The 25,850-nt window shown below is 65.3% G+C and carries 24 protein-coding genes; 17 read left to right on the top strand and 7 right to left on the bottom strand.

The window, feature by feature from the left end:
* Positions 1-144 precede the first annotated feature (144 nt).
* Positions 145-1,269 (top strand): M14-type cytosolic carboxypeptidase, encoded by a 1,125-nt coding sequence (locus AAG092_RS11350; protein ID WP_373386762.1) that lies wholly within the window; start codon positions 145-147, stop codon positions 1,267-1,269.
* Positions 1,270-1,630: 361 nt separating this feature from the next.
* Here the strand turns inward: AAG092_RS11350 and trpA are convergent, their stop codons facing one another.
* Together trpA and trpB are read right to left on the bottom strand one after the other, a co-directional pair.
* Positions 1,631-2,440 carry a tryptophan synthase subunit alpha gene (gene trpA, locus AAG092_RS11345; protein ID WP_373386761.1) on the bottom strand — a complete coding sequence of 270 codons (810 nt, stop codon included), beginning with the start codon at positions 2,438-2,440 and terminating at the stop codon, positions 1,631-1,633.
* Positions 2,437-3,648, bottom strand: coding sequence for a tryptophan synthase subunit beta (gene trpB, locus AAG092_RS11340; RefSeq protein ID WP_373386760.1), 1,212 nt, complete (start codon positions 3,646-3,648; stop codon positions 2,437-2,439). The genes trpA and trpB overlap by 4 nt, the downstream gene beginning before the upstream one ends.
* A gap of 113 nt (positions 3,649-3,761) precedes the next feature.
* Between trpB and AAG092_RS11335 the strand changes: the two genes are divergently transcribed.
* The 3 genes from AAG092_RS11335 to AAG092_RS11325 all read left to right on the top strand — a co-directional run bounded on the left by AAG092_RS11335 (position 3,762) and on the right by AAG092_RS11325 (position 5,228).
* Entirely contained in the window at positions 3,762-4,649 is an 888-nt protein-coding gene (locus AAG092_RS11335) for a LysR family transcriptional regulator (protein WP_373386759.1), read from the top strand.
* 47 nt (positions 4,650-4,696) lie between these two features.
* Positions 4,697-4,912, top strand: coding sequence for a dodecin (locus AAG092_RS11330; protein ID WP_021700859.1), 216 nt, complete (start codon positions 4,697-4,699; stop codon positions 4,910-4,912).
* 91 nt (positions 4,913-5,003) lie between these two features.
* Entirely contained in the window at positions 5,004-5,228 is a 225-nt protein-coding gene (locus AAG092_RS11325; RefSeq protein ID WP_061902864.1) for a DUF1161 domain-containing protein, read from the top strand.
* 55 nt (positions 5,229-5,283) lie between these two features.
* Here AAG092_RS11325 and AAG092_RS11320 read toward each other — a convergent pair whose 3' ends face one another.
* Complete coding sequence (locus AAG092_RS11320) at positions 5,284-6,195, bottom strand: LysR substrate-binding domain-containing protein (RefSeq protein ID WP_373386758.1); 912 nt, start codon at positions 6,193-6,195, stop codon at positions 5,284-5,286.
* Between the two features lie 103 nt (positions 6,196-6,298).
* Between AAG092_RS11320 and AAG092_RS11315 the strand changes: the two genes are divergently transcribed.
* The 3 genes from AAG092_RS11315 to AAG092_RS11305 all read left to right on the top strand — a co-directional run bounded on the left by AAG092_RS11315 (position 6,299) and on the right by AAG092_RS11305 (position 8,899).
* A complete protein-coding gene (locus AAG092_RS11315; protein ID WP_373386757.1) occupies positions 6,299-7,156 on the top strand; it encodes an MBL fold metallo-hydrolase in 858 nt (285 codons plus the stop codon).
* A complete protein-coding gene (locus AAG092_RS11310) occupies positions 7,147-7,839 on the top strand; it encodes a DsbA family protein (protein WP_373386755.1) in 693 nt (230 codons plus the stop codon). The genes AAG092_RS11315 and AAG092_RS11310 overlap by 10 nt, the downstream gene beginning before the upstream one ends.
* A 61-nt stretch (positions 7,840-7,900) precedes the next feature.
* Positions 7,901-8,899, top strand: a complete 999-nt coding sequence (locus tag AAG092_RS11305; protein ID WP_373386754.1) for an LLM class flavin-dependent oxidoreductase — start codon at positions 7,901-7,903, stop codon at positions 8,897-8,899.
* Between the two features lie 81 nt (positions 8,900-8,980).
* Here AAG092_RS11305 and AAG092_RS11300 read toward each other — a convergent pair whose 3' ends face one another.
* Entirely contained in the window at positions 8,981-9,403 is a 423-nt protein-coding gene (locus AAG092_RS11300) for a hypothetical protein (protein WP_330099200.1), read from the bottom strand.
* A 38-nt stretch (positions 9,404-9,441) separates the two neighbouring features.
* Entirely contained in the window at positions 9,442-9,843 is a 402-nt protein-coding gene (locus tag AAG092_RS11295) for a hypothetical protein (RefSeq protein ID WP_373386753.1), read from the bottom strand.
* 43 nt (positions 9,844-9,886) lie between these two features.
* Between AAG092_RS11295 and AAG092_RS11290 the strand changes: the two genes are divergently transcribed.
* On the top strand, positions 9,887-10,951 hold the full coding sequence (locus AAG092_RS11290; RefSeq protein ID WP_373386752.1) for an aminopeptidase: 1,065 nt from the start codon (positions 9,887-9,889) through the stop codon (positions 10,949-10,951).
* Between the two features lie 3 nt (positions 10,952-10,954).
* Here the strand turns inward: AAG092_RS11290 and AAG092_RS11285 are convergent, their stop codons facing one another.
* Positions 10,955-11,500, bottom strand: a complete 546-nt coding sequence (locus AAG092_RS11285) for a gamma carbonic anhydrase family protein (protein WP_373386751.1) — start codon at positions 11,498-11,500, stop codon at positions 10,955-10,957.
* Positions 11,501-11,624: 124 nt separating this feature from the next.
* Here AAG092_RS11285 and prlC point away from each other — a divergent pair, with 124 nt between their 5' ends.
* The 9 genes from prlC to AAG092_RS11240 all read left to right on the top strand — a co-directional run bounded on the left by prlC (position 11,625) and on the right by AAG092_RS11240 (position 24,982).
* Positions 11,625-13,673, top strand: a complete 2,049-nt coding sequence (gene prlC / locus AAG092_RS11280) for an oligopeptidase A (protein ID WP_373386750.1) — start codon at positions 11,625-11,627, stop codon at positions 13,671-13,673.
* Positions 13,673-13,930 carry a YheV family putative zinc ribbon protein gene (locus AAG092_RS11275; protein ID WP_373386749.1) on the top strand — a complete coding sequence of 86 codons (258 nt, stop codon included), beginning with the start codon at positions 13,673-13,675 and terminating at the stop codon, positions 13,928-13,930. The genes prlC and AAG092_RS11275 overlap by 1 nt, the downstream gene beginning before the upstream one ends.
* A gap of 166 nt (positions 13,931-14,096) precedes the next feature.
* Entirely contained in the window at positions 14,097-14,276 is a 180-nt protein-coding gene (locus AAG092_RS11270; RefSeq protein WP_237045782.1) for a CopG family transcriptional regulator, read from the top strand.
* Positions 14,276-17,098 carry an SNF2-related protein gene (locus AAG092_RS11265; protein WP_373386748.1) on the top strand — a complete coding sequence of 941 codons (2,823 nt, stop codon included), beginning with the start codon at positions 14,276-14,278 and terminating at the stop codon, positions 17,096-17,098. The genes AAG092_RS11270 and AAG092_RS11265 overlap by 1 nt, the downstream gene beginning before the upstream one ends.
* Positions 17,095-18,387, top strand: coding sequence for an ATP-binding protein (locus AAG092_RS11260; protein ID WP_373386747.1), 1,293 nt, complete (start codon positions 17,095-17,097; stop codon positions 18,385-18,387). Before AAG092_RS11265 ends, AAG092_RS11260 begins: the two co-directional genes overlap by 4 nt.
* Positions 18,380-20,110 carry a site-specific DNA-methyltransferase gene (locus tag AAG092_RS11255; RefSeq protein WP_373386745.1) on the top strand — a complete coding sequence of 577 codons (1,731 nt, stop codon included), beginning with the start codon at positions 18,380-18,382 and terminating at the stop codon, positions 20,108-20,110. Before AAG092_RS11260 ends, AAG092_RS11255 begins: the two co-directional genes overlap by 8 nt.
* 11 nt (positions 20,111-20,121) lie before the next feature.
* On the top strand, positions 20,122-22,905 hold the full coding sequence (locus tag AAG092_RS11250) for a DEAD/DEAH box helicase (protein ID WP_373386744.1): 2,784 nt from the start codon (positions 20,122-20,124) through the stop codon (positions 22,903-22,905).
* Between the two features lie 203 nt (positions 22,906-23,108).
* Positions 23,109-24,167 carry a PA0069 family radical SAM protein gene (locus AAG092_RS11245; RefSeq protein WP_373386743.1) on the top strand — a complete coding sequence of 353 codons (1,059 nt, stop codon included), beginning with the start codon at positions 23,109-23,111 and terminating at the stop codon, positions 24,165-24,167.
* A gap of 89 nt (positions 24,168-24,256) precedes the next feature.
* Positions 24,257-24,982 carry a carbonic anhydrase gene (locus AAG092_RS11240; RefSeq protein ID WP_110680546.1) on the top strand — a complete coding sequence of 242 codons (726 nt, stop codon included), beginning with the start codon at positions 24,257-24,259 and terminating at the stop codon, positions 24,980-24,982.
* A 35-nt stretch (positions 24,983-25,017) separates the two neighbouring features.
* Here the strand turns inward: AAG092_RS11240 and AAG092_RS11235 are convergent, their stop codons facing one another.
* Positions 25,018-25,665: a hypothetical protein gene (locus tag AAG092_RS11235; protein ID WP_110680545.1), complete on the bottom strand. Its 648-nt coding sequence runs from the start codon at positions 25,663-25,665 to the stop codon at positions 25,018-25,020.
* Between the last annotated feature and the right edge of the window lie 185 nt (positions 25,666-25,850).

Genomic DNA, 25,850 nt, shown 5'->3' with positions numbered 1-25,850 from the left:
GTCATTGCCTGAGTCTGGCGCGCCAGCCGTGGCGCGGCAATCGATGCGTAGCCGAGTTGCGTGGATGCGACATGCGCGCCGGCCAGGCATGCGCCGAGCCCTGGTGGCGGCTATCCTGGCGGTTTTCATTGTCAGGGGCAGGCCATGCAGATTCGCAGCGACTTCGACAGCGGCAATATCCAGGTGCTGGACGCCAGCGACCCGAGCCGGGTGCGCCTGGCCATCCGCAAGGACTTCGCCAGCGAGCATTTCCAGTGGTTCCACTTCCTCGCCGAGGGCCTGACGCCGGGGCAGACGCACCGCTTCAGCCTGGAGAACGCACCGCAGTCCAGCTACAAGAACGCCTGGGCCGGCTACCAGGCGGTGGCCAGTTACGATGGCGAGGACTGGTTCCGCGTGCCGACCACCTATGACGAGGGCGGCTTGCACTTCCAGCTGACGGCCGAGCAGCCCAGCGCCCGCTTCGCCTACTTCGAGCCCTACAGCCGCGCGCGCCATGCCCGGCTGCTGGTGCGTGCGCTGGCGCTGCCCAATGTCGCCCTGGTCGCCTGCGGCAGCAGCCTGCAGGGCCGCGAGCTGCCGCTGCTGCAGGTGCGCGGTACGGCGGCGGCGCCGCGCAAGATCTGGCTGATTGCCCAGCAGCACCCGGGCGAGCATATGGCCGAATGGTTCATGGAGGGACTGATCGAGCGTCTGGAGCGCGACGACGAGGAGCTACGCGGCCTGCTGGCCCGGGCCGATCTGTACCTGGTGCCGCATATGAACCCGGATGGATCCTTCCTCGGCAACCTGCGCACCAACGCCGCCGGCCAGGACCTCAACCGCGCCTGGCAGGCGCCTTCGGCCGAGCGCAGCCCCGAGGTGCTGTTCGTCCAGCAGCAGATGGCGCGGATCGGCGTGGACTGTTTCCTGGATATCCACGGCGACGAGGAAATCCCCCATGTGTTCGCCGCCGGCTGCGAGGGCAACCCCGGCTTCAGCCCGCGCCTGGATGCGCTGGAGCAGGAGTTCCGCAAGCGCCTGAGCGACGCCGGCGAGTTCCAGACTCTGCACGGCTACCCGCGCGACGAACCGGGCCAGGCCAACCTGGCGCTGGCCTGCAACTGGGTGGGGCAGACCTACGACTGCCTGGCCTTCACCATCGAGATGCCGTTCAAGGACCACGACGACCATCCGCAGCCGCGCACCGGCTGGAACGGCGCGCGCTCCAAGGGCCTGGCCCGGGCGGTGCTGCGGGTGCTGGCGGGGCTGGTCGGCAAGCTGCGCTGAGGCATCGACGGGGCCGCCGGCAGCGTTCAGAGGTCGTTGCCGGGTTCCCAGCCGCTGTCGCGGGGGCGGCGATCCTCACCGCTGCGACGGTCCTGCTCGAAGCGGATGGTCTGCCGGCGCTCGCCGTTCTTGCGGCGCTCGCCCTTGCTCTTGTCGCGGGTATCGATCTGGAAATGGGCCTTGGGCCGCGGCGCCTTGGCGGGCTCCTGTGGCTCCAGGGAAAACTCCAGCGGGGGAAGATCGTCGGCTATGACAGGACTCCTGTGCCAGGCTCCCGGACGCGGGGATGCGGACGGCGGCCATCCCCCTTCACCCTAGTCAGTGCGGCGCCGGCCTGCCGGGTCGTTCGTCTTGCCCTTGCTCAGTGGCGCGCGCCGCGTACCCCTTCGGCCAGCTGGGCGCACAGGCTCAGCACGCCGTCGATGGCCTGGGCCGGCGATTCAGCCTTGGCGACCTGGTCGACCAGCGCCGAACCCACCACCACGCCATCGGCGCGGCGCGCCACGTCGGCGGCGTGCTCGGGGGTGCGGATGCCGAAACCGATGCACAGCGGCAGGTCGGTATGCCGGCGCAGGCGGGCGACGGCCTGCTCGACGTGGTCCATGGTGGCCGCGCCGGCACCGGTCACGCCGGCCACCGAGACGTAGTAGACGAAGCCCGAGCTGCCGTTGAGCACGGTGGGCAGGCGCTGGTCGTCGGTGGTCGGGGTGGTCAGGCGGATGAAGTCCAGACCGGCAGCCTGAGCCGGCTCGCACAGCTCGTCATTATGCTCCGGCGGCAGGTCGACGATGATCAGGCCGTCGACTCCGGCTTCCTTGGCGTCGGCGATGAAACGCTCGACGCCGTAGGCGAAGATCGGGTTGTAGTAGCCCATCAGCACCAGCGGCGTGCTGCTGTCGGTGGCGCGGAATTCGCGGACCATCTGCAGCGTCTTCGGCAGGTTCTGCTTGGCCGCCAGGGCGCGGATGTTGGCCAGCTGGATCGCCGGGCCATCGGCCATCGGGTCGGTGAAGGGCATGCCCAGCTCGATCACGTCGGCGCCGGCGGCCGGCAGGCCCTTGAGGATTTCCAGGCTGCTGGAGTAGTCCGGATCGCCGGCGGTGACGAAGGTCACCAGCGCCGCGCGGTTCTGTTGTTTCAGCTCGGCAAAGCGGCTCTGCAGGCGGCTCATGCGTGCTTCTCCTGTTCGCTCATGTGGTGCATCACGGTCTGCATGTCCTTGTCGCCGCGGCCGGACAGGTTGACCACCATCAGGTGCTCCTTGGGCAGCTTGGCCGCGCGCTTGAAGGCTTCGGCCAGGGCGTGGGCCGACTCCAGCGCAGGGATGATGCCTTCCAGGCGGCAGCACTGGTGGAAGGCCTGCAGCGCGTCGTCATCGGTGCAGGGCACGTATTCGACGCGCTTGATCTCGTGCAACCAGGCGTGTTCGGGGCCGACGCCTGGGTAGTCGAGACCGGCGGAGATCGAGTGGGCATCGGTGATCTGGCCGTCGGCGTCCTGCAGCAGGAAGGTGCGGTTGCCGTGCAGCACGCCCGGCGCGCCGCCGGCCATGCTGGCGGCATGCTTGCCGGTGTCGATGCCGTGGCCGGCCGCTTCGACGCCGACGATCTGCACGCTTTCGTCATCGAGGAAGGGGTGGAACAGGCCGATGGCGTTGGAGCCGCCACCGATGCAGGCGACCAGCGAATCGGGCAGGCGGCCTTCCTTCGCCAGGATCTGCTCACGCACTTCGTTGCCGATCACCGACTGGAAGTCGCGGACCATGGCCGGATACGGGTGCGGGCCGGCGGCGGTGCCGATCAGGTAGAAGGTGTTATGGACGTTGGTCACCCAGTCGCGCAGGGCTTCGTTCATCGCATCCTTGAGCGTGCCGGTGCCGGCGGTGACCGGAATCACCTCGGCGCCGAGCAGCTTCATGCGGAACACGTTGGCCTGCTGGCGGTCGATGTCGGTGGTGCCCATGTAGACCACGCACTGCATGCCGAAGCGCGCGGCCACGGTGGCGGTGGCCACACCGTGCATGCCGGCGCCGGTCTCGGCGATGATGCGTTTTTTGCCCATGCGCTTGGCCAGCAGGATCTGGCCGATGCAGTTGTTGATCTTGTGCGCGCCGGTGTGGTTCAGGTCTTCGCGCTTGAGGTAGATCTTCGCCCCGCCGAAGTGCTCGGTCAGGCGCTCGGCGAAGTACAGCGGGCTGGCCCGGCCGATGTAGTCGCGCTGGAAGTAGGCCAGCTCCTCGAGGAAGGCCGGGTCGGTCTTGGCCTTCTCGTATTCGGCCGCCAGCTGGTTGATCAGCGGCATCAGGGTTTCGGCGACGAACTGGCCGCCGAAGCGGCCGAACAGGCCCTTGGCGTCGGGACCGCTGCGGAATGAAGTCATGTCAGGCTCCTGGCGGGAGTGGGCTAAGCGGGTGATGGCGCCATTCTACCCCTGGCTGCTGCCCTGAAAAGCGATTAGATTGCGCTGACCTGTCAGAAAAACTCACCAATGCCATGAGCCGAGAACTGCCCCCGCTGAATGCCCTGCGCGCCTTCGAGGCCGCTGCCCGCCTGCAGAGCGTCAGTCAGGCCGCGGAAGAGCTGAGTGTCACCCACGGTGCCGTGAGTCGGCAGATTCGTGCACTGGAGGAACAGCTTGGTCTGGCTCTGTTCGTCAAGGATGGGCGCGGCGTAAAACTCACCGATGCCGGTGTGCGCCTGCGCGATGCCGCCTCCGATGCCTTCGAGCGCCTGCGCAGCGCCTGCGCCGAGCTGCGCCAGCGCCAGGACGACGCGCCCTTCGTGCTCGGCTGCCCCGGCAGCCTGCTGGCGCGCTGGTTCATCCCGCGTCTGGATCGCCTCAACCGCGAGCTGCCGGAGCTGCGCCTGCAGCTGTCGGCCAGCGAGGGCGAGCTGGACCCGCGTCGCCCCGGAGTGGAAGCCACCCTGTGCTTCGCCACGCCGCCCTGGCCGGCGGACATGCAGGTGTTCGAGCTGGCCGCCGAGCGCATCGGCCCGGTGCTGAGTCCACGCTATGCCCGCTTCGCTGAGCTGGCCGAGCGCCCCGCCGCCGCCCTGCTCGGCGAGCCGCTGCTGCACACCGCCTCGCGCCCGCAGGCCTGGCCGCAGTGGGCGCGCGCCCAGGGCCTGGACCCGGCGGCGCTGCGCCAGGGCCAGGGCTTCGAGCACCTGTATTACTTGCTGGAGGCAGCCGCCGCCGGCCTCGGCGTGGCCATCGCGCCGCAGCCGCTGGTGGCCGACGACCTGGCCGGCGGCCGGCTGGTCGCGCCCTGGGGCTTCGTCGAAAGCCCGGCGCACCTGGCGTTGTGGGTGCCGGGGCGCAGCCGCGACAACCGCGCCGAGCGCCTGGCGCAGTGGCTGGGGCGGGAGCTGGGCGGCTGAATCTCGACTAGCCTCAGACAGGAGTCCATCTGCCTGAGGAACAGCTCATGTCCGATCACCGCACCTACAAGAAGATCGAAGTCGTCGGTACCTCCAAGCTCAGCATCGAGGATGCCATCGCCAACGCCCTGGCCGAATGCGCCAAGAGCGTGCGCAACATGGACTGGTTCGAGGTGGTCGAGACCCGCGGCCATATCGTCGACGGCAAGGTGGCGCACTATCAGGTCGACCTCAAGGTCGGCTTCCGTATCAGCAACAGCTGAGCGGCGCACGGATTTTCCCGGCGTTCCCGGTTAGCCTGCAGCGGTGCGGGGCGGGGTGCCCCGCGCGCTCATCGACGAAGGAGTGTTGAACATGAAACGACTGATCCTGGGCCTGGCCCTGCTCCCCCTGGCCGGTTCCGTACTGGCCGCCGGCAAGCCCTGCGAGGAGCTCAAGGCGGAGATCGACGCCAAGCTCAAGGCCAAGGGCGTGGCTGTCTACAGCCTGGAAGTGGTCGACAAGGGCAGCGCCGGCGACAAGCAGGTGGTCGGCAGCTGCGAGGCCGGCAGCAAGGAGATCGTCTACCAGCGCGGCTGATCGCGGCGCGGCAGGCATCAGGCCGGAGCTCCGCGAGGGGCTCCGGCTTTTTCGTTCAGGGGGCGAGCTGTTCTTCCCAGTGCGGGTCGGCCTGCAGCCGCGCGGCGAGGAAGTCCAGCAGCGCACGCAGGGCCGGCAGCATCTGCCGCCGCGAACCGTACAGGGCGTGGATGCCCAGGGCTTCGGCACGGTACTGCGGCAGCAGCTGCACCAGGCGCCCGGCGCGCAGCAGCGGTGCCGCCGCATAGAGCGGCTGCAGGCTGATACCGGCGCCGGCCACGCTGGCTTCCAGCAGCACGGTGGACTCATTGGCGCTGATGTTGCCGCTGACCGGCACGCCGCTCGGTTCGCCATCACGCTCGAACTGCCACAGGCTGCGGCCGAAGTAGGCGTAGGTCAGGCAGTTGTGCCGGGCCAGCTCCGCCGGCGTCTGCGGCGTGCCGTGGCGCGCCAGGTAGGCCGGCGCGGCGCACAGCACCGAGTGGCAGGTGGCCAGGCGCCGGGCGATCAGGTTGGGGTCGAGCTGGTTGGTGATGCGCAGGGCCAGGTCGATGCGTTCCTCCACCAGGTTGACCGCCTGACTGCTCACCTGCAGGTCGACGGCCACCGCCGGATGCTGCTCGACGAAGGCGGCCACCGCCCGCGCCAGCCAGGCCTGGGCGAAGGACTGGCTGCTGGCGATGCGCAGGGTGCCGCCCAGCTGGCTGCTGACGCGCTGGCCGGCGCTCTGCAGTTCGTCGGCCAGGGCCAGCATGTCGCGGCAGCGCGGCAGCAGTTCCGCGCCCATGCCAGTCAGGCTCAGGCGGCGCGTGGTGCGGTGCAGCAGGCGGGCGCCGACCCAGTTTTCCAGTTCGCCCAGGTAGCGCGAGATCATCGCCCGTGACATCTCCAGGTGCTCGGCGGCGGCCGTCTGGCTACCGCGCTCGACCACTTCGACGAAGACCCGGGCGGCGGTGAGTCGGTCCATGATTCGCTCGATTCGTGCAATAGAGATGGCCAGGTTAGCCGGCTTTTTGCGCACTTTCGAGCAACTAAGATGCGCCTCGTCCCACTCCATTCCCGAGGTCCGCATGTCTCTTCGTTCCCTTCTTGGCGCTGCCCTGCTCGCCCTCACCGGCCTGGCCCAGGCCGCCCCCCTGCAGCTGCAGGTGTACAACCCCGGCGAGGCCGCGGTGTTCCCGGTCAGCTCGACCCTGATCAGCGGCGAGCACGAGGCCATCCTGGTCGATGCGCAGTTTTCCACCCGCGAGGCCGCCGAGCTGGTGCGCCTGGTCAAGGCCAGCGGCAAGCGCCTGACCACCATCTACATCAGCCACGGCGACCCGGACTTCTACTTCGGCCTGCAGAGCCTCAAGGAGGCCTTCCCCGAGGCCCGGGTGCTGGCCACCGCCGCTACTGTCGAACACATCCGCGCCACCCAGGCCGGCAAGCTGGCCTACTGGGGGCCGATCCTCAAGGACACGGCGCCGAGCCGGGTGATCCTGCCCGAGGTGCTGGCCGGCGACAGCCTGGTCCTCGAAGGCGAGAAGCTGCAGGTGATCGGCCTCGACCCCGAGCGCACCACCCTGTGGATTCCGTCGCTCAAGGCCGTGGTCGGCGGCGTGCTGGTGGATGCCGGCGAGCACGTGTGGACCGCCGATACCCAGACCGTGCAGGCGCGCCGCGACTGGCTGGCGATGCTCGAGCGCATCGAGGCGCTGCAGCCGGCAGTGATCGTGCCCGGCCACTACCTGGGCGACGTGCCGCACACCCTGGCGGCCCTGCGCTTCACCCGTGGCTACCTCAAGGCGCTGGAGCAGGAGCTGGGCCAGGCGCCGGACGCCGCCGCGCTGATCGCCGCCATGCAGCGCCGCTACCCGGGCCTGCCGGGCGAATCCAGCCTGGAGCTGAGCGCCAAGGTGCTCAAGGGAGAAATGCAGTGGCCGTGATCCACTACTGGTACGACCCGCTGTGCGGCTGGTGCTATGGCGCCGCCCCGCTGCTGCAGGTGGCCGGCGCGATCCCCGGCCTGCATATCGCCCTGCATGGCGGCGGGCTGTTCAGCGGCGCGCAGCGCCAGCGTCTGAACGCACCGCTGCGCCAGCACATCCTGGCGCATGACCAGCGCATCGCCGCGCTGAGCGGCCAGCCGTTCGGCGCCGCCTACCGCGACGGCCTGCTGCAGGACGCCGAGACCTGGCTGGATTCCGACCCGCCGACCGCCGCCGTGCTGGCCGCCGAGGCTCTGGCCGGCCAGGGCCTGGCCATGCTGCACGTGCTGCAGCAGGCGCATTACCAGCAGGGGCGGCGCATTACCGAGCCGGCCGTGCTGGCCGAGCTGGCGCAGGAGCTGGGCCTGGCGGCGCAGGCGTTCCGCGCCGAATTGCAGCGCCACAGCGGCCCGGTGCTGGCCGAACACCTGGTGGCCAGCCGCCGCGCGCTGGCGCAGCTCGGCGGTGGCGGCTTCCCGACCCTGGCGCTGGAGCGCGACGGGCAGCTGCAGGTGCTGGACATCGGTGCCTACCTCGGGCGTCCCGAGGCCTGGCGCGAGTTCCTGCTGCGTGGCCTGGTCGAGGCGCCGCCGGCAACTGCCCAGGCGTTCTGCGCGGTCGACGGCAGCAGTGACTGCTGAGCGGCGGCTTGCCTTCGCCGGTCGTGCCCCCATATAGCAGGTTCGACCCGAGGAGGCGCCCATGAGCCAGCTGTCCCACACCCCCTTTGCCGTACTCGACCTGGCGCCCATGCGCGACGACGACATTGGCCCGGGCCCTGCCCTGCGCCGCTCGCTGGACCTGGCGCGGCATGTGGAGCAGCTCGGCTTCTCGCGCCTGTGGGTGGCCGAGCACCACAACATGGAAGGCATCGCCAGTTCCGCCACCGCTGTGTTGCTCGGCTACCTGGCGGCCAATACCACCACCCTGCGCCTGGGTTCCGGCGGGGTGATGCTGCCCAACCATGCGCCGCTGGTGGTGGCCGAGCAGTTCGGCACGCTTGCCGCGCTCTACCCCGGGCGCATCGAGCTGGGCCTCGGCCGTGCGCCGGGTGCCGATCAGGCCACCGCGCGCGCCCTGCGCCGTGACCGCCTGGGCAGCCCGGACGACTTCCCCGAGGACGTCGCCGAGCTGCAGGCCCTGCTTGGCCCGCGTCAGCCCGGGCAGCGGGTGATCGCCCTGCCCGGCATGGACAGCGGCATCCCCATCTGGCTGCTCGGCTCCAGCCTGTTCAGTGCCCAGCTGGCCGCCGAGCGCGGCCTGCCCTACGCCTTCGCCTCGCACTTCGCGCCGCGCTACCTGCACCAGGCGCTGCGCATCTACCGCGAGAACTTCCGGCCTTCGGCGGTGCTCGACAAACCCTACGCCATGATCGGCGTACCGCTGATCGCCGCGCCCAGCGACGAGGAGGCCGAGTTCCTCGCCACCAGCGCCTATCAGCGCGTGCTGGCGCTGATGCGTGGCGAGAGCCTGGTGCTGCGCCCGCCAGTGGAGAGCATGGCCGGCCGCTGGCAGCCGCACGAGCAGGCGGCGGTGGGTGATTTCCTCGGCCTGGCGGTGATCGGCGGCCCGCAGAAGGTGCGTGCGCGCCTGGAGGTGCTGCTGGAGCAGACCGGCGCCGACGAGCTGATCTTCACCTGCGACCTGTACCAGCCCGAGCACCGCCTGCGCAGTTTCGAGATAGCCGCCGGTCTGCGCTAGGCCAGCGCCGGTAGGGTAAGAGTCAGGCGGTGAGAGGCCCTCACCCCGGCCCTCTCCCAGGGGAGAGGGGGAAGCATGCCGTCAGCCGAAGGTGTTGCAGCGCAGCACCTTGGCCCGCGCCAGCACCTGACGGTCCGCGCCGTACAGCCAGCCCTGGGCCTTGTACTGCAGCGGCCGTGCCTCGATGCGGTAGCGCTGGCCGGCGGCGAAGCCGTCGTAAGCGAAGCGCAGGTGGCAGGTCATCTGCAGCGGTTCGCCGTTGAACTCGTCACCGCCGCCACCGCCGGCCACCTCGAACTGGAAGCGCACATCCAGCTGATGCGCACCGGGGGCGACCTGGAAGTAGCGGCCGTCGGGCCAGCGCTGGTCGTCCAGGCGATGCGCCATCAGGGTGTAGCCCGCCGTGGCGTAGAGATCGACCCAGGCCTTGCCCGCATCGGGCTGCGGCAGCGGGCTGGCGCAGGCGCTGAGGGTGAGCAGGGACAGCAGCAGGGGTGTACGCATGGTGCAATCCTCGGGGTGATGGTTGAGCATAACGCCGTTCAGACCTCGCCGCAGCGCCCCTCGCGTGCCCGCGCCAACGGACGATCCTGCGCGTCGCGCAGTTGCGCCCAGGGGCGAAAGCCGCGGTGGCCGGCCTCCAGCCGGTAGCGCTGGCCGGCGTTGAACTCGGCGTAGTCCAGTTCGAGCAGGCAGGTGCGTGGCAGCGCCTGCGCGCCACCGGTGTCGGTGGGCGCTACCTCGAAGCGCAGACGCATCTGCAGCGCATGACGCCCCGGAGGCACCTGAAAGTAGCGCGAATCCTCCAGCATCCGCTCATCCACCCGCACCGCCTGCAGGCCCTGCGCCAGGTCGATCCAGGCCTGAGCGGGGTCGTGCCAGGCCGGCAACAGGGCGCAGCCGCCGAGGACCAGGGACAGGGGGCTGAGCAGCAGTAGGCGCATGGCGGGCTTCCTTGGGGGAGCGGCAATGCACTAGGCTCGCGCAATGCCTATTGCCCTTCTCGACCGCCCTTTGCGGTGGCTGGTTCCCGTGCTGTGCGGCGTCCTGCTGAACGGTTGTGCCAGCCTCGACTACTACGCCCAGGTCAGCCGTGGCCAGCTCGACCTGCTCGCCGCGCGCCAGCCGGTGGCCGAGCTGCTCGCCGCGCCGCAGACCGACCCCGAACTCAAGCGGCGCCTGGCCCTGGCCCAGCAGGCACGGACCTTCGCCAGCGCCGAGCTGGGCCTGCCGGACAACCGCAGCTACCGCCTGTATGCCGACCTGCAGCGGCCCTATGTGGTGTGGAATGTGTTCGCCACCCCGGAGCTGTCGCTGCAGCCGCTGACCCACTGCTTCCCGATTGCCGGCTGCGTGGCCTACCGCGGCTACTACCAGCAGGGCCGCGCGCGGGGCGCCGCCGCCCTGCTGCAGGCCGAAGGCCTCGACACCTATGTGGCCGGCATCGAGGCCTACTCGACCCTGGGCTGGTTCGCCGACCCCATCCTCAACACCATGCTGCGCTGGGACGACCAGCGCCTGGCCGCGGTGATCTTCCACGAACTGGCCCACCAGCAGCTGTATGTGCAGGACGACACGGCGTTCAACGAGTCCTTCGCCAGCTTCGTCGAGCAGCAGGGCCTGCGCCAGTGGTGCGCCGCCCGTGGTCTGGCCGCCGACGATGCGCGGGAGGCGCGCATGCGCCGCCAGTTCACCGCGCTGATCCTGGCCAGCCGCGAGCGCCTGCAGGCGCTGTACGACGGGCCGCTGGACGATGCCGGCAAGCGTGCCGCCAAGGCCGCCGAGTTCGAGCGCCTGCGCGCCGAGTACCGCACCCTGCGCCACGCCCAGTGGGGTGGCGATGCGCGCTACGACGCCTGGATCAATGCCCCGCTGAACAACGCCCGGCTGCTGCCCTTCGGTCTCTATGACCAGTGGGTGCCGGCCTTCGCCGCGCTGTTCGAGCAGGCCGGCGGCGACTGGGCGGAGTTCTACCGGCGGGCCGAAGCGCTCGGCGAGCTGGAGCCTGGCCAGCGCGAGCGGGCGCTGCAGCAGCTTGGCCAGCAGCGCTAGGCGCTAGCCCTGGTCGTAGCCCTCGGCCAGGTACAGGTCCTTGAGTTTCACGTAGTTGGCCGCGCTGTAGGCGAAGAACGCGCGCTCCTGGTCGGTCAGGGCGCGGGCCTGCTTCACCGGGCTGCCGACGTACAGGTAGCCGCTCTGCAGCACCTTGCCCGGTGGCACCAGGGAGCCGGCGCCGATCACCACTTCGTCCTCGACCAGCGCGCCGTCCATCACGATGCTGCCCATGCCGACCAGGATGCGATTGCCCAGGGTGCAGCCGTGCAGGGTGACGTTGTGGCCGATGGTCACCTCGTCGCCGATCAGCAGCGGGTAGCCGTCCGGGTTGAACGGCCCGGCGTGGGTGATGTGCAGCACGCTGCCGTCCTGCACGCTGGTGCGCTTGCCGATCCTGATCCGGTGCATGTCGCCGCGCACCACGGCCATCGGCCACACCGAGGCGTCCTCGCCCAGCACCACGTCGCCGAGCACCACGGCCGAGGCGTCGACGAAGGCGCGCGGGCCTCGCTGTGGAGTGGTACCCCGGTAAGTTCGAATCGCCACGATAGTCTCCTTCAGGCTGCGGTTGTCGCAGATTGTAATTAACATGCCGGCCATCGAGGTTGTGAAAGGCCGCTGGCGGCCCCATAAACCTGTTCTGCATTCGCGTATCCAAAGGTGCCTCGCCGTGACCGCTGCCAATCCCCTGCTGCAAGACTTCGACCTGCCGCCCTACTCCCAGATCAAGCCCGAGCATGTCGAGCCGGCTATCGACAGCATCCTGGCCGATAGCCGCGCGGCCATCGCCAAGCTGCTCGAAACCCAGCGGGCCAACCCGAGCTGGGACGGCCTGGTGCTGGCGCTGGACGAACTCAACGCACGCCTGGGCCGCGCCTGGGGCCCGGTCAGCCACCTCAATGCGGTGTGCAACAACGCCGAGCTGCGCGCCGCCTACGAGGCCTGCCTGCCCAAGCTGTCCGAATACTGGACCGAGATGGGCCAGAACAAGCCGCTGTTCGAGGCCTACGACGCGCTGGCCAGGAGCCCGGCGGCCGCCGGTTTCGACGTCGCGCAGAAGACCATCCTCGACCACGCCCTGCGCGACTTCCGCCTGAGCGGCATCGACCTGCCGGCCGAGCAGCAGAAGCGCTACGGCGAGATCCAGATGAAGCTGTCCGAACTGGCTAGCCGCTTCTCCAACCAGCTGCTCGACGCCACCCAGGCCTGGACCAAGCACATCACCGACGAGTCTCTGCTTGCCGGCCTCACCGACTCGGCCAAGGCGCAGATGGCCCAGGCCGCCCAGGCCAAGGAGCTGGACGGCTGGCTGATCACCCTGGAATTCCCCAGCTATTACGCGGTGATGACCTACGCCGACCACCGCGCCCTGCGCGAGGAGGTCTACACCGCCTACTGCACCCGCGCCTCCGACCAGGGGCCGAATGCCGGCCAGCACGACAACGGCCCGGTGATGGCCGAGATCCTCGACCTGCGCCAGGAACTGGCGCGCCTGCTCGGCTTCGCCCACTACAGCGAGCTCTCCCTGGCCAGCAAGATGGCCGAGAGTACGGACCAAGTTCTGCACTTTCTGCGTGACCTGGCGGTGCGCAGCAAGCCGTTCGCCGAGCAGGACCTGGCCGAGCTCAGGGCCTTCGCCGCCGAACAGGGCGTGCAGGACCTGGCGAGCTGGGACGTCGGCTACTTCAGCGAGAAGCTGCGCCAGCAGCGCTACAGCATCTCCCAGGAGGAAGTGCGCGCCTGGTTCCCGATCGACAAGGTGCTGTCCGGCCTGTTCGCCATCGTGCAGAAGCTCTACGGCATCGAGATCAATGAGCTCAAGGAGTTCGACAGCTGGCACCCGGACGTGCGCCTGTTCGAGATCCGCGAGAACGGCGCGCATGTCGGCCGCTTCTTCTTCGACCTCTACGCCCGCGCCAACAAGCGCGGCGGCGCCTGGATGGACGGTGCCCGCGACAAGCGCCGCGCCGCCGATGGCAGCCTGGTCAGCCCGGTGGCCAACCTGGTGTGCAACTTCACCCCCGCCGTCGGCGGCAAGCCGGCGCTGCTGACCCACGACGAGGTCACCACCCTGTTCCACGAGTTCGGCCATGGCCTGCACCACCTGCTGACCCGCGTCGAGCATGCCGGTGCCTCGGGCATCAACGGCGTGGCCTGGGACGCGGTGGAGCTGCCCAGCCAGTTCATGGAGAACTGGTGCTGGGAGCCCGAGGGCCTGGCGCTGATCTCCGGCCATTACGAGACCGGTGAGCCGCTGCCGCAGGCGTTGCTGGACAAGATGCTGGCGGCGAAGAACTTCCAGTCCGGCCTGATGATGGTGCGCCAGCTGGAGTTCTCGCTGTTCGACTTCGAGCTGCACGCCACCCACGGCGACGGCCGCAGCGTGCTGCAGGTGCTCGAAGGCATCCGCGACGAGGTGGCGGTGGTGCGTCCGCCGGCCTTCAACCGCTTCGCCAACAGCTTCGCGCATATCTTCGCCGGCGGTTACGCGGCCGGTTACTACAGCTACAAGTGGGCCGAAGTGCTGTCCGCCGATGCTTTCTCCAAGTTCGAGGAAGAGGGCGTGCTCAATCCGGCTACCGGCCGCGCCTTCCGCGAGGCGATCCTGGCTCGTGGCGGCTCGCAGGAGCCGATGGTGCTGTTCGTCGACTTCCGCGGCCGCGAGCCGAGCATCGACGCCCTGCTGCGTCACCTCGGCCTGAGCCAGGAGGCGGCGTGATGAGCGAGCCGAAGAAGCGCTTCATCGCCGGCGCCGTGTGCCCGGCGTGCAGCGCCCAGGACACCATCAAGATGTGGGACGAGGACGGCACCCCGCACCGCGAGTGCGTGGCCTGCGGCTACGCCGAGACCCTCAACGCCCAGGGCCAGTCGGTGCCCAAGGAGCTCGGCACCCGGGTAAACCGGGCCGAGCCCAGGCCGGCGGCCAGCAAGGGCCAGCCGGTGCAGTTCTTCCCCAATCCCAAGCTGAAAAAATGATTGGGCGGCTGCCACGGCGGGCGGCCCATAAGAAGCCGGATGGATCTATATGGGTCATAGCTAGTACCCAGAAGTTGACCCAAATCGCCGCCCTTTGGTTTTTGATCGGCAATGTTCTGCGTGAAGATGTAAAGTGATGCACTTGTAATCTTTTTGCTGAGCCGACATGAAATCCGCACGAACCACCATTTCGCTGCCGCCAGAGCAGCTCGAACAGTTGCAGGCACTGGCTGATCGGCATGGCCTGTCGCTGGCATGGGTGATCCGCCAGGCTATCAATGAGTTCCTCGCTCGCGTCGACCAGCCTGCCGACTTCAACCCTCTCGCTACGCGCAAGGAGGGCTGATGTACACCGCCTACCAGCGCGCATATCTGGCCCAATGGTTGACGCTTGCGCGAGCCGAAGAGCAGAAGCTGACGCAGACTATTGCCGGTGCCAAAGTCGACATGAACCCGCACCAGGTCGACGCAGCGCTCTTCGCCCTGCATTCGCCTCTGTCGAAAGGGGTCCTGCTGGCGGACGAAGTGGGTCTCGGCAAAACCATCGAGGCCAGCCTGGTACTGGCACAGAAATGGGCAGAGCAGCGCCGCAAGCTCTTGCTCATCGTGCCGGCCACGCTGCGCAAGCAATGGAGCCAGGAACTGCAGGAGAAATTCGCCCTGCCCTCGATCATCCTCGAAGCCAAGAGTTTCAACGAAGCCAAGAAAGCAGGAGTCGTTAACCCCTTCGACAGAGATAGGGCCGGCGAACCTGCAATAGTCATCTGTTCCTACGAGTTCGCCGCCCGCAAGCAACAGGAGCTGGCGCTGACTCCATGGGATCTTGTGGTGCTCGACGAAGCCCATCGGCTGCGCAATATCTACAAGAATGATGGCGCTAAAACGGCAAAAGCGCTGAACGATGCCCTGATGGGCAGCCCCAAGGTTTTACTCTCCGCCACTCCTTTGCAAAACAGCCTGTTGGAGCTGTACGGCCTGGTATCGGTGATCGACCCGCACTTCTTTGGTGACCTGGTTTCGTTCAAGGCGCGGTACAGCAAGGCAAAGCTCGAAGATGTGGAACTGGAGCTGCTGCGCAAACGCCTGCAAAGCATCTGCAAACGCACTCTGCGCCGGCAGGTACAGGAAGAAGGTGGCATCAACTTTACCCGTCGCTACTCCATGACGGCGACCTATGACCCGCAGTCCGACGAAATTGATCTCTACGAGCGGGTGTCCAGCTACTTGCAGGACGATCAGGTGCTGGCCATCAAGCCGCAAGCCCGTCATCTGGTCACGCTGGTCATTCGCAAAATTCTTGCTTCGTCGTCGTACGCCATACGCGGCACCTTGCAGCGCATGGTCGAACGGCTGGAGAGCAAGCGGTCGCTGGTCGATGCCTTGAGTGATTACGAGGAGCTGGCCGACCTGGCCGACGCCACTGGCATCGACGATGACGACCTGATCGACCAGGCTGCCCTGCAGTCGGAAATCGACCAGCTGAAGGACTTCCTACGCCTGGCTGAAAGCATCACCAGCAACGCCAAAGGTAGCGCCTTGCTGGCGGTGCTGGGCAATGCGTTCGATTTCACCGAGCGCCTCGGCGGTCAACGCAAGGCGGTGATTTTCACTGAGTCGGCTCGCACTCAGGCCTGGCTGTTCGAGCAACTGTCCAACGCCGGCTATGCCGGGCAAGTCGTGCTGCTCAACGGCACCAACAACGATGCCGACTCCATCGCTACGCTGCAGGCCTGGCAGCAACGTCATGCGGGCTCGTCGCGCATTTCCGGTTCACGCACCGCCGACATGAAGGCCGCGCTGGTCGAGCGATTTCGTGAGCAGGCCAGCATCATGATCTGCACCGAAGCCGGCGCCGAAGGTATCAACCTGCAGTTCTGCTCGCTGCTGATCAACTACGACCTGCCCTGGAATCCGCAGCGCGTCGAGCAGCGTATTGGCCGCGTGCATCGTTACGGTCAAAAGCATGATGTCGTGGTGGTGAACTTCATCAATGGCGCCAATCGGGCCGATCAGCGCGTCTTTGAGCTGCTGAGCAAGAAGTTCAACCTATTCGAGGGCGTGTTCGGTGCCTCCGATGAAATTCTCGGTGCCATCGAGTCCGGCGTGGATATCGAACAGCGTATTCATGCCATCTACCAGCAATGCCGCAGCGACGAGGAGATCGAGCGCGAGTTCGATCAGCTGCAGGCGCAACTGCAAAGCCAGATCGAGAGCCGCAACCAGGATGCGCGCCGCTCGCTGTTCGAGCACTTCGACGTCGATGTCATCGAGCGCTTGAACATCCGCCGCGAGAAAACCGAACAGGCACTGGATGATTACCAGAAGTGTCTGCTCCTGTTGGCGCGCATGAGCCTGCCGCAAGCCCGCTTCGCCGACGATCACTTCGAGCTAGAGGGCATTCGCTACACGCCGGACTGGCAAGCTGCCGAGAACAGCGACAATGAGTTTCTGCAGCCCAATGATGGCCTGGGTCTGCGGCTCATCGAAGAGGCCCGCACGCCGATCGCCAACCCGGAGGCACAGGTCGCCTTCCACTATGTGCCCGCCGAAAATGGCCAGTACTCCAACCTGCTCGATCTGCTCGGGCAGAGCGGTGAGCTGACGCTGCACAGGCTAATCCTCAGCACGCCCAAGCAGGACTATGAGCACCTGCTACTGGCCGGTGTGACCGATAGCGGGCAAGTGTTGGACGAGCGCACCTGCGAGCGTCTATTGCGTCTGCAAGCTAGCGAGCTTGCCGGCAGCCCGACACTGCAACACAACCAGCGCCTGCAAGAACAGCTCGATACCTTGCGCGCAGCGTGCCTCAAGGCTGCCGAGGAGCGTAACGAACGCTTCTTCGAAGAAGAAACCGAGAAGCTTGAACGCTGGGCGGAAGACAAACGCATCGGTCTGGACATCCGCATCAAGCAACTCGACCAGGAGATCAAGGAAGCACGCAAGGCCGTGCGCCAACTTGAGACGTTGCAGGAAAAAATGAACGCCAAGAAGGCCTTGAAAAAGCTGGAGCGCGAGCGCGACGACCTGATGCTCGCTTACCACGAAGAGAAGAAGAAAATCGAAGCCGAAGAAGACCGCCTGCTGGAAGAAATCGAGCAGAACCTAGAGCTCAGCACGGAACAAGAACGGCTGTTCAGCCTGCGCTGGCGCCTGGAGGGCACCGCATGATCAACACCACGGAACTGGTACGCGAACTGATCTACCAGATTCGCCTGGGCGAAGATTCGGCCTATGAGTTCAAGGCCATCACCCTTGAGCGCAACAAAGTCACCAAGCCGCACAGTGACAGCATCGCCGACGAACTGGCGGCCTTCGCCAACACCAGCGGCGGCATCCTGGTGCTTGGCGTGAACGACAAAAACCGTGAAGTAGAGGGCATCACCCGTGATGACCTCGATACCGTCGAGCTGTGGCTAACCAACCTGGCCAGCCAGTTGATCGACCCGCCGCTGCCCATCGAAACGCGCCTGTTGGAAATCCCCAATCAGCAGGGCGAGGCCAAACCCGTTATCTGGGTGCGTGTACATAAAAGCCTGTTCGTTCACCGCAGCCCCGTCGGCTACAGCCATCGCGTTGGTTCGAGCAAGCGCGTCATGTCGGCAGAGCTGCTCGCCCGGCTGTTCCAACAACGTAGCATGGCGCGACTAATTCGCTTCGACGAGCAACTGGTGCCCGGCAGCAGCCGTGATGCCATCGATCCGGAACTGAAAGCGCGTTTTCTGCGCGGCGACCTGCCCGAACCTCTGCAACTGAAGAAGCTCTACCTGCTGCGCGAAGACGAAAACCACCAGCTCTGCCTAACCGTCACCGGCGTATTGCTGCTGACCCGCCGTCCGGCTGATTTTCTCTCTTCGGCCATCGTGCAATGCGTCGCTTACAGCGGCACCGAACGCAACGCCGAGTACCAGGTTGACGCCCAGGACTATGACGGCCCGGTAGACGAACAGATCCAGCAGGCCTTCAACTTCGTCAGACGCAATATGCGTGTGGAAGCGGTCAAACGTCCGGGTCGTATCGACATCCCGCAATACGACCTCGGTGCTGTCTACGAGGCCCTAGTCAATGCCGTGGCGCACCGCGACTACGCCATGCATGGCGCGCGGATTCGTGTGCATCTGTTCGCCGACCGCCTGGAAATCAGCACGCCGGGCGGGCTGCCCAACAGCCTGACCGTCGACAGCATGGATGCCAATAGCATCAGCCGTAACGAAACCCTGGTGAACCTGCTCAGCCGCTACTACCCGGCCGACCCGACCACCCGCCGGCAGAACATGATCGAACGCCGTGGCGAGGGCGTGCCCACCATCATGGCCGCCAGCGAGCGACTGTCGCTACGCCGCCCGGTCTACCAACAAACCGACCACACCGAACTGAAACTGACCATTTATGCCGCCAGCCGTGAACGCAACGGCTTGCTGGCGCACTTTGCCGAAGACGAAGAAAGTACTGATGACTGACAAGCCCAAACTCGAACTGACCTGGATCGGCAAGGACAAACGCCCGCGTCTCGAACCGCGCATCCTGATCGAGGACAAGAGTTTGTCCTACAAGGCCGAAGCGCCGGCCTCGATCCAGGGTGATCTTCTGGCTGACGCAACCCCCCAGGCCTTCCACGACAACCTGCTGATTCAGGGCGACAACCTGCTGGCGCTCAAGGCGCTGGAAGCCAAGTACGCGGGCAAGGTGAAGTGCGTTTATATAGATCCGCCTTTCAACACAGGGGAGGCGTTCGAAAATTACGATGATGGGGTTGAGCATTCTTTGTGGCTAACGCTGATGCGTGATCGCATTGAATATATTCATCGACTTCTTGCGCCAGAAGGAACTTTGGTTGTCCACATTGACGACAATGAGCTGGCTTATCTCATGGTTCTGCTTGACGAGATATTTGGCAGAAAGAACCGAGCTTCCATTGCTACGTTCAAGCAAGGCGCAGCGACTGGCCACAAATCAATCAACCCCGGCTTAGTAACAACAACAAACTACATACTCATTTATGCGAAGAACAAGGCGCATTGGGTGCCTAATAAAGTTTTCACTGCGCGCGCGAGAGATAGTCGTTACGCTCAATATATTGAAAATTATGAAGAGCCTTACTCTCAGTGGCGAAGGATTCCGCTAGCCCAAGCTTTTGCAAGCTCTATGGGAGCTCCCTCCAAGGACTTAAAGAAACAACTCGGCTCCGATTACGAAGAGCGTCTTTATGAATTTGTAGTGCAAAACTCTCACAGAGTAGTCCGTACTGCAAGGCCGGACTATAAGTCTGTCGGTGAGGCTGTAAGAGAAACAATTGATATCTCAAAAACAGACCCGGACAGGGTGTTCCTCTTAAGCCGTGATATCCACTCGGATATGTATTTCCAAAACGGGGAAAGATGGCTTTTCTACAAAGAGAAAATCAAGGTAATTGATGGACAAAGCGTTTCTGGAGAGCCGCTAACCAACCTTTGGGATGATTTACTATCAAACAACCTTCACAATGAAGGTGGAGTAACCTTTCCTAAAGGTAAAAAACCAGAAGCCTTGATTAAAAGAGTTTTAGAGCTATGCACTTTGCCGGGTGATATTGTTTTGGATTCGTTTGGAGGCTCCGGCACCACCGGCGCGGTGGCCCACAAAATGGGTCGGCGCTGGATCATGGTCGAGTTGGGCGAGCACTGCCATACCCATATCGTGCCGCGCCTGCGCAAGGTGATAGACGGCAGCGATCAGGGCGGCATCAGCAAGGCGGTCGGCTGGCAGGGTGGCGGTGGCTTCCGCTACCTGCGCCTGGCGCCGTCGTTGCTGAAGAAGGACGAATGGGGCAACTGGGTGATCAACCCGGCCTACAACGCCGAGATGCTGGCCGAGGCCATGTGCAAGCACATGGGCTTCGAATACGCGCCGAGCCAGGAGCACTTCTGGATGCACGGGCGCAGCAGCGAAAGCGACTTCATCTACGTCACCACCGGCAGCCTCAGCCATGACCAGTTGCTCCGCATCAGCGACGAGGTGGGCAGCGAGCGTACCCTGCTGATCTGCTGCAAGGCCTTTATGGCCGACGTGAACGCCTTTCCCAACCTGACCCTGAAGAAGATTCCACGTGCCATCCTGGGCAAGTGCGAGTGGGATCACGACGACTACAGCTTCAGCATCAACCTGATGGCCGAGCCGGACGAGCCGGAACTGGATGACGAATAAGGACATGACCCATGGCTGAGCCGATCGATGGCCAGAAAGTAGCCAACCAGATCACCGCGCGCCTGTCGCTGCGCAAACCGCAGCGCGAGTCGCTGAATATCCTGGCCGAGCTGCTCGAACAACTGAAGCTCGACAAGGAACCGGATCTGCAGCACTGGCTGCAACTGATCCGCCGCCAGCACCCGAGCATGACGGCCTTCGAGCGCGCTTTTCCGTCGCTGTGCTTCGCCCTGGCCACCGGCGTCGGCAAAACCCGCCTGATGGGCGCGATGATCGCCTGGCTGTTCATCACCCGGCGTAGCCGGCACTTTCTAATTCTGGCGCCGAATCTGACCATCTACGAGAAGCTGAAGAAGGATTTCACCCTAGGCGATCCTAAATACGTGTTCGCCGGTATCCCGGAAATGGCCGGCTCGCCGCCGGTGGTCATCACCGGCGATGACTATGAGGATGGCCGCGGCGTGCGCCTGGACTACGCGGTGCCGGAAACCATCACCGGCGACTTGTTCCATGGCGACGCCAACCTGCATATCAACATCTTCAACATCGCCAAGATCAGCGCCCGCGACAACAAGAAGGGCGCGGCCAAGTCTACCACCGCCAAGGTACGTCGCCTGCAGGAGTACCTGGGCGAATCGTACTTCCAGTACCTGGCCAACCTGCCCGATCTGGTGGTGCTGATGGACGAGGCGCACCGCTACTATGCCGATGCCGGCGCCAAGGCCATCGATGACCTCAAGCCGGTGCTCGGCCTGGAGCTGACCGCCACGCCGAAAACCACTGGAGCCAAGCCTCGGCCGTTCGGCAATGTGGTGTACCACTACCCGCTGTCCCAGGCGCTCAAGGATGGCTATGTGAAAATTCCGGCGGTCGGCACCCGCCGCGACTTCCAGCACACCCAGTACAGCCAGGCCGATTTGGAGGCCATCAAGCTGGAAGACGGCATCCATCACCATGAATTCGTCAAGGTGGAGCTGGAGAACTACGCGCGCAACCACAACGTCAAGGCGGTGAAGCCCTTCATGCTGGTGGTGGCGCAGGATACCGCCCATGCGGCGGCGATTCGTACCTACATTCAGTCGAACGATTTCTTCGGTGGTCGCTACAAGGATCGGGTCATCGAGGTGCATTCCAACCTGTCCGGCGAGGAGTCGGACGAATCGATGCAGCGCCTGCTGGCGGTGGAGCATGACGAAACCACCGAGATCGTCATTCACGTCAACAAGCTCAAGGAAGGCTGGGACGTCACCAACCTCTACACCATCGTGCCGCTACGTGCCTCGGCCTCGGAGATTCTCACCGAGCAAACCATCGGTCGTGGCCTACGCCTGCCCTATGGCAAACGCACCGGCGTGGTGGCGGTGGATCGCCTGTGCATCGTCGCCCATGACCGCTTCCAGGAGATTGTCGACCGTGCCAATCAGGACGACTCCCTGATCCACGAGAAGGTCTATATCGGCAATGACGCCGAGAGCGACGTACCCAGCGAAAAGCCGCAACAGGTGGAGTCGACCTCCGTAGGCATCGTGGTGGCAAGTGGTGACTCGGGCGCTACGGTGCCGGCCGCTGAAAGTCAGGGGCGCTATCAAGTAACGGTCAAGAGCGAACAGGAAGCGATCATTGCCAACATCGCCCTGGCTGCTGTCCAGGAGGAAGCACGCAAACTGGCCACTAGCAGCCAGCTCGAAGAGGTAGAGACTCAGCAACGCCTGGTGGCGCGCGTAAACAAAGTGCTAGAGGCGCAAATGCCAGCTCAGGCCCAGCTCGAAGGCATGGACACCACGCCCACCCATGCGCCATCGACGGTGGAGGAGCTGGTACGTCAGGTGACCACCAAGATCGCGCAACTGACCATCGACGTACCGCGCATTGCTGTTCTGCCCACCCGCGAAGTGAACTACCAATTCAAAGACTTCGATTTGCAGGGTCTGGAGAAGATTCGCTTCGAGCCGGTCAGCCAGGAAATGCGCCTGCACCACCTTGAGAACAACCAGAGCGCCACGATTCAGTGGAATCAGCAGGGCGGTCAGGAGGCTCGCCAGGAGGACTACCTGGTACGCCACCTGTTCGCCCGTGATGAGGTGGACTACGACCGCTACGCAGGCCTGCTCTACAAACTGGCCGGACAGATGTTGCAGCACTTGCGCAGCTATCTGCCGACGCCTGAAGCGGTCGATAACGTATTACTGTATTGGCAGAAACAACTGAGCGACTTCATCTGGGCGCAGATGCGCGAACACCTGGACATCACACCGACGGATTACCAAGGCAAGGTGACGCAGGGCTTCGATGTCCTCAAACCAGCGGCTTACAGCCTGCCGGCCGGTGAGTCTCCGCGAAACTTCCGCATGCCAATCAAGGACAAGCGCGCCGTGCGGCAGATGGTGTTCGAGGGCTTCCAGCGTTGCTGCTATCCCTATCAGAAATTCGACTCGGTCGATGGCGAGTGGCGTCTGGCGCAGGTACTGGAAGACGACGATCAGGTGCTCAAATGGATGAAACCGGCGCCTGGCCAGTTTCGCATCGAGTACCTGAATGGGCAGAACTACGAACCAGACTTCGTGGTGGAAACGCAGACCGATTACCTCATCATCGAGCCCAAGCGAGCGGATCAGATTGCCCTCAACGAAACCCTGGCCAAAGCCAGAGCGGCTGAACGCTGGTGCGGTTATGCCAACGAACATGCGCGGCAACATGGCCGCAAGCAGTGGGCATATCTGTTGGTACCGGATGACCAAATCACGTTGGGTATAAGTGTCGCGTGGCTAAAGGCGAACTTTGAGAGCAAGCCTTAACGGTAGTGGCATATACCGGCATGGAGTTCCCTCAATTCCAAGCTGAAGAAATGACCGGGCGTTATTTCTAGCGCTGTTCGCCTAAGGCTTAGGTTTTGCCGTCACGGAGGACAGGCCACAAGAGGTCGGGTGAACAAGTGGTACTGGTCAGGCGGGGACAAAACGAATACTGTTTTTATATACAGTATTTGTGAGCCTCCGCCATGTCCGTCTCCCTCCCGCCGCGCGGCCGCGGCACCGCTAGCAATCCGCATAACCGCTTTGCCCCGACCCGCAGCCAAGCCGAGGACGATGGCTGGTTTCAGGCCGAGACGCCGCCGTGCCGCGCCACCGAGGTGCGTGCCGAGCGGGCGAAGACGGTGATCACCCGCAACCAGTCGCCGGACGTCGGCTTCGACCGTTCGGTGAATCCCTACCGCGGCTGCGAGCATGGCTGCATCTACTGCTTCGCCCGGCCGACCCATGCCTACTGGGACCTGTCGCCGGGCATCGACTTCGAGACCCGGCTGATCGCCAAGACCAACCTGGCCGAACGCCTGGAACAGGAGCTGAGCAAGCCCGGCTATGTGCCGCAGCCGATTGCCCTGGGCATCAACACCGACGCCTACCAGCCGATCGAGCGCGAGCAGCGCCTGACCCGCCAGGCGCTGGAGATCCTGCTGCGCTACCGCCACCCGCTGCACCTGATCACCAAGAGTTCGCTGATCCTGCGCGACCTCGACCTGCTGCAGGAGCTGGCCGCGCGCAACCTGGTCAGCGTGGCGCTGAGCCTGACCACCCTGGACGACGAACTGAAGCGCATCATGGAGCCACGCACCGCCTCGCCCGGCGCGCGCCTGCGCACCCTGCGCGAGCTGCGCCAGGCCGGCGTGCCGGTCGCGGCGCTGGTGGCGCCGATCATCCCGATGATCAATGACATGGAGCTGGAGCGGATTCTCGAGGCGGCCCGCGACGCCGGCGCCAGCTCGGCCGGCTATGTGCTGCTGCGCCTGCCGCTGGAGATCGCCGAGCTGTTCGAGGAGTGGCTGCGCGCGCACTTTCCCGAGCGCGCCGAGCACGTCATGAGCCTGATCCGCCAGTCGCACGGCGGCAAGCACTATGACAGCCGCTTCGGCAGCCGCATGCGCGGCGAGGGCGCCTTCGCCGACCTGCTGGCGCAGCGCTTCGCCCTGGCGCGCAGGCGCCTGGGCCTGGAGCGCCGCGACTTCGCGCTGGATTGCAGCCAGTTCGCCCCGCCCGGTCGTCAGCTGGCCCTGTTGTGAGCGAATTGTGACTCGATGCTGCTGGCGGCTGTCCGCATGCCAGGTCGATAATCCGCGCCAGCGCAACGGTTCAGCACGAGGTAGACGCAATGCCCTACAAGCACAACGCCATTCCCCTGCAGGCGCGCACCGCGCCGGAAAGCGCCGACGAGGCGCTGAATGCCATCGTCGGCGGCTTCAAGCGCTTCCGTACCGAGGTGTTTCCGCAGCAGGAGGAACTGTTCAAGGCGCTGGCCAGCGCGCAGAACCCGCGGGCCATGTTCATCACCTGTGCCGACTCGCGCATCGTCCCCGAGCTGATCACCCAGAGCGCACCGGGCGACCTGTTCGTCACCCGCAACGTCGGCAACGTGGTGCCGCCGTACGGGCAGATGATGGGTGGCGTGTCCACCGCCATCGAATACGCGGTGCTGGCCCTGGGCGTGCAGCACATCATCGTCTGCGGCCATTCCGACTGCGGCGCGATGAAGGCGGTGCTCAACCCGCAGGGCCTGGAACGCATGCCCACGGTGAAGACCTGGCTGCGCCACAGCGAAGTGGCGCTGCGCGTGGTCGAGGAAAACTGTGGCTGCGATGGCCACGACACCCTGGGCATCCTCACCGAGGAGAACGTGGTGGCCCAGCTCAACCACCTGTCGACCCACCCCTCGGTAGCGGCCAAGCTGGCCAGCGGCCAGCTGTTCATCCATGGCTGGGTGTACGACATCGAGACCAGCGCGATCCGCGCCTACGACGCCGAGCGCGGCACCTTCCTGCCCCTGGATGGCGAGGTGGTGCCGATGGCCACACCCAGGGCGCGCTACCCGCAACCGTGAAGATACGGGGCCCGCAGATGCGGGCCTCGTTGCGTTCAGGCGCTGATCGGCAGGCCCAGCTCGACACCCAGCTGGCGCGACAGGCACGGCCAGTTCTGCCAGGCCGCCACCGTCTGCGGGCTGCTCAGGCGGGCGCGGTACTCCTGCACCGAGTCCTGCTGGAACACCTGCTCGTCGAGCAGCCCTTCCACCGCATGGTGTACGGCCTCGTCCAGCTGGTTGGCGAAGGGCTCGCCGATCAGCTGGTGGGCGATCACGTTGGCCACCGTGGTATCCAGCGGGATCAGTGGCTGGCCCAGATGGGCGATATAGCGATCGTTGACTTCCTCGACCAGGCGGTGGGCCAGGTAGGCCTCGTCGAGCAGGGCATCCAGGCCCTGGTGGCCTTCCAGGATGCTCGGCGGGCTGAGGAAGAACTGTTCGGCCAGTTTCAGCACCGGCTTCACCCGGGCTTCGATGCCGGCCTCGCGGGCCACCGCATGGGCGGCATCAAGCACGTCCGGCACCTGCTCGACATAGGCGGCGACGAAGCGTGCGAGTACGCCGCGGGCATCGCTGGCGGGCAGCTGGATGGTCGGGTGCAGGCGGTCGAGCTGGCTTTCCAGCTGACGCGCCAGGTCGCCGCTGCTGGTTTCGTGGGCAAGGGCACGCTGGATCTGTTCGCGCAGGGCGGGGGTATTCATGACGGCTCCGGAACGGGACATGAGGGTGGCAAACGAGAATTCACCTTAGCTGGCCGAGGGCAATGACTAAGATCGGATTGTCATAATTAATTCATGTTTATGCACCAGGGCTATATCGACCCGCTTGATCACGTCCGCCATCCCACGTCGCCCTAGGCCTGCGCGGTGTGCATGGAAATCGGGCG

The organism is Pseudomonas alcaligenes (assembly GCF_041729615.1).
Lineage (GTDB): Bacteria > Pseudomonadota > Gammaproteobacteria > Pseudomonadales > Pseudomonadaceae > Aquipseudomonas > Aquipseudomonas alcaligenes_B.
Note: the sequence above shows the minus strand (reverse complement) of the source record. Positions and strands in the feature narration are given on the sequence as shown.

Excerpts from the sequence above, each read along its gene's own strand:
- AAG092_RS11300 (WP_330099200.1), bottom strand. The coding sequence starts at position 9,403 with ATGCGTACACCCCTGCTGCTGTCCCTGCTCACCCTCAGCGCCTGCGCC.
- AAG092_RS11305 (WP_373386754.1), top strand. The coding sequence starts at position 7,901 with ATGAGCCAGCTGTCCCACACCCCCTTTGCCGTACTCGACCTGGCGCCC.
- AAG092_RS11295 (WP_373386753.1), bottom strand. The coding sequence starts at position 9,843 with ATGCGCCTACTGCTGCTCAGCCCCCTGTCCCTGGTCCTCGGCGGCTGC.
- AAG092_RS11270 (WP_237045782.1), top strand. The coding sequence starts at position 14,097 with ATGAAATCCGCACGAACCACCATTTCGCTGCCGCCAGAGCAGCTCGAA.
- AAG092_RS11330 (WP_021700859.1), top strand. The coding sequence starts at position 4,697 with ATGTCCGATCACCGCACCTACAAGAAGATCGAAGTCGTCGGTACCTCC.
- AAG092_RS11350 (WP_373386762.1), top strand. The coding sequence starts at position 145 with ATGCAGATTCGCAGCGACTTCGACAGCGGCAATATCCAGGTGCTGGAC.
- AAG092_RS11245 (WP_373386743.1), top strand. The coding sequence starts at position 23,109 with ATGTCCGTCTCCCTCCCGCCGCGCGGCCGCGGCACCGCTAGCAATCCG.
- AAG092_RS11250 (WP_373386744.1), top strand. The coding sequence starts at position 20,122 with ATGGCTGAGCCGATCGATGGCCAGAAAGTAGCCAACCAGATCACCGCG.
- AAG092_RS11240 (WP_110680546.1), top strand. The coding sequence starts at position 24,257 with ATGCCCTACAAGCACAACGCCATTCCCCTGCAGGCGCGCACCGCGCCG.
- AAG092_RS11325 (WP_061902864.1), top strand. The coding sequence starts at position 5,004 with ATGAAACGACTGATCCTGGGCCTGGCCCTGCTCCCCCTGGCCGGTTCC.
- AAG092_RS11275 (WP_373386749.1), top strand. The coding sequence starts at position 13,673 with ATGAGCGAGCCGAAGAAGCGCTTCATCGCCGGCGCCGTGTGCCCGGCG.
- trpB (WP_373386760.1), bottom strand. The coding sequence starts at position 3,648 with ATGACTTCATTCCGCAGCGGTCCCGACGCCAAGGGCCTGTTCGGCCGC.
- AAG092_RS11320 (WP_373386758.1), bottom strand. The coding sequence starts at position 6,195 with ATGGACCGACTCACCGCCGCCCGGGTCTTCGTCGAAGTGGTCGAGCGC.
- AAG092_RS11255 (WP_373386745.1), top strand. The coding sequence starts at position 18,380 with ATGACTGACAAGCCCAAACTCGAACTGACCTGGATCGGCAAGGACAAA.
- AAG092_RS11260 (WP_373386747.1), top strand. The coding sequence starts at position 17,095 with ATGATCAACACCACGGAACTGGTACGCGAACTGATCTACCAGATTCGC.
- trpA (WP_373386761.1), bottom strand. The coding sequence starts at position 2,440 with ATGAGCCGCCTGCAGAGCCGCTTTGCCGAGCTGAAACAACAGAACCGC.
- AAG092_RS11315 (WP_373386757.1), top strand. The coding sequence starts at position 6,299 with ATGTCTCTTCGTTCCCTTCTTGGCGCTGCCCTGCTCGCCCTCACCGGC.
- AAG092_RS11335 (WP_373386759.1), top strand. The coding sequence starts at position 3,762 with ATGAGCCGAGAACTGCCCCCGCTGAATGCCCTGCGCGCCTTCGAGGCC.
- AAG092_RS11290 (WP_373386752.1), top strand. The coding sequence starts at position 9,887 with ATGCCTATTGCCCTTCTCGACCGCCCTTTGCGGTGGCTGGTTCCCGTG.
- AAG092_RS11265 (WP_373386748.1), top strand. The coding sequence starts at position 14,276 with ATGTACACCGCCTACCAGCGCGCATATCTGGCCCAATGGTTGACGCTT.
- AAG092_RS11235 (WP_110680545.1), bottom strand. The coding sequence starts at position 25,665 with ATGAATACCCCCGCCCTGCGCGAACAGATCCAGCGTGCCCTTGCCCAC.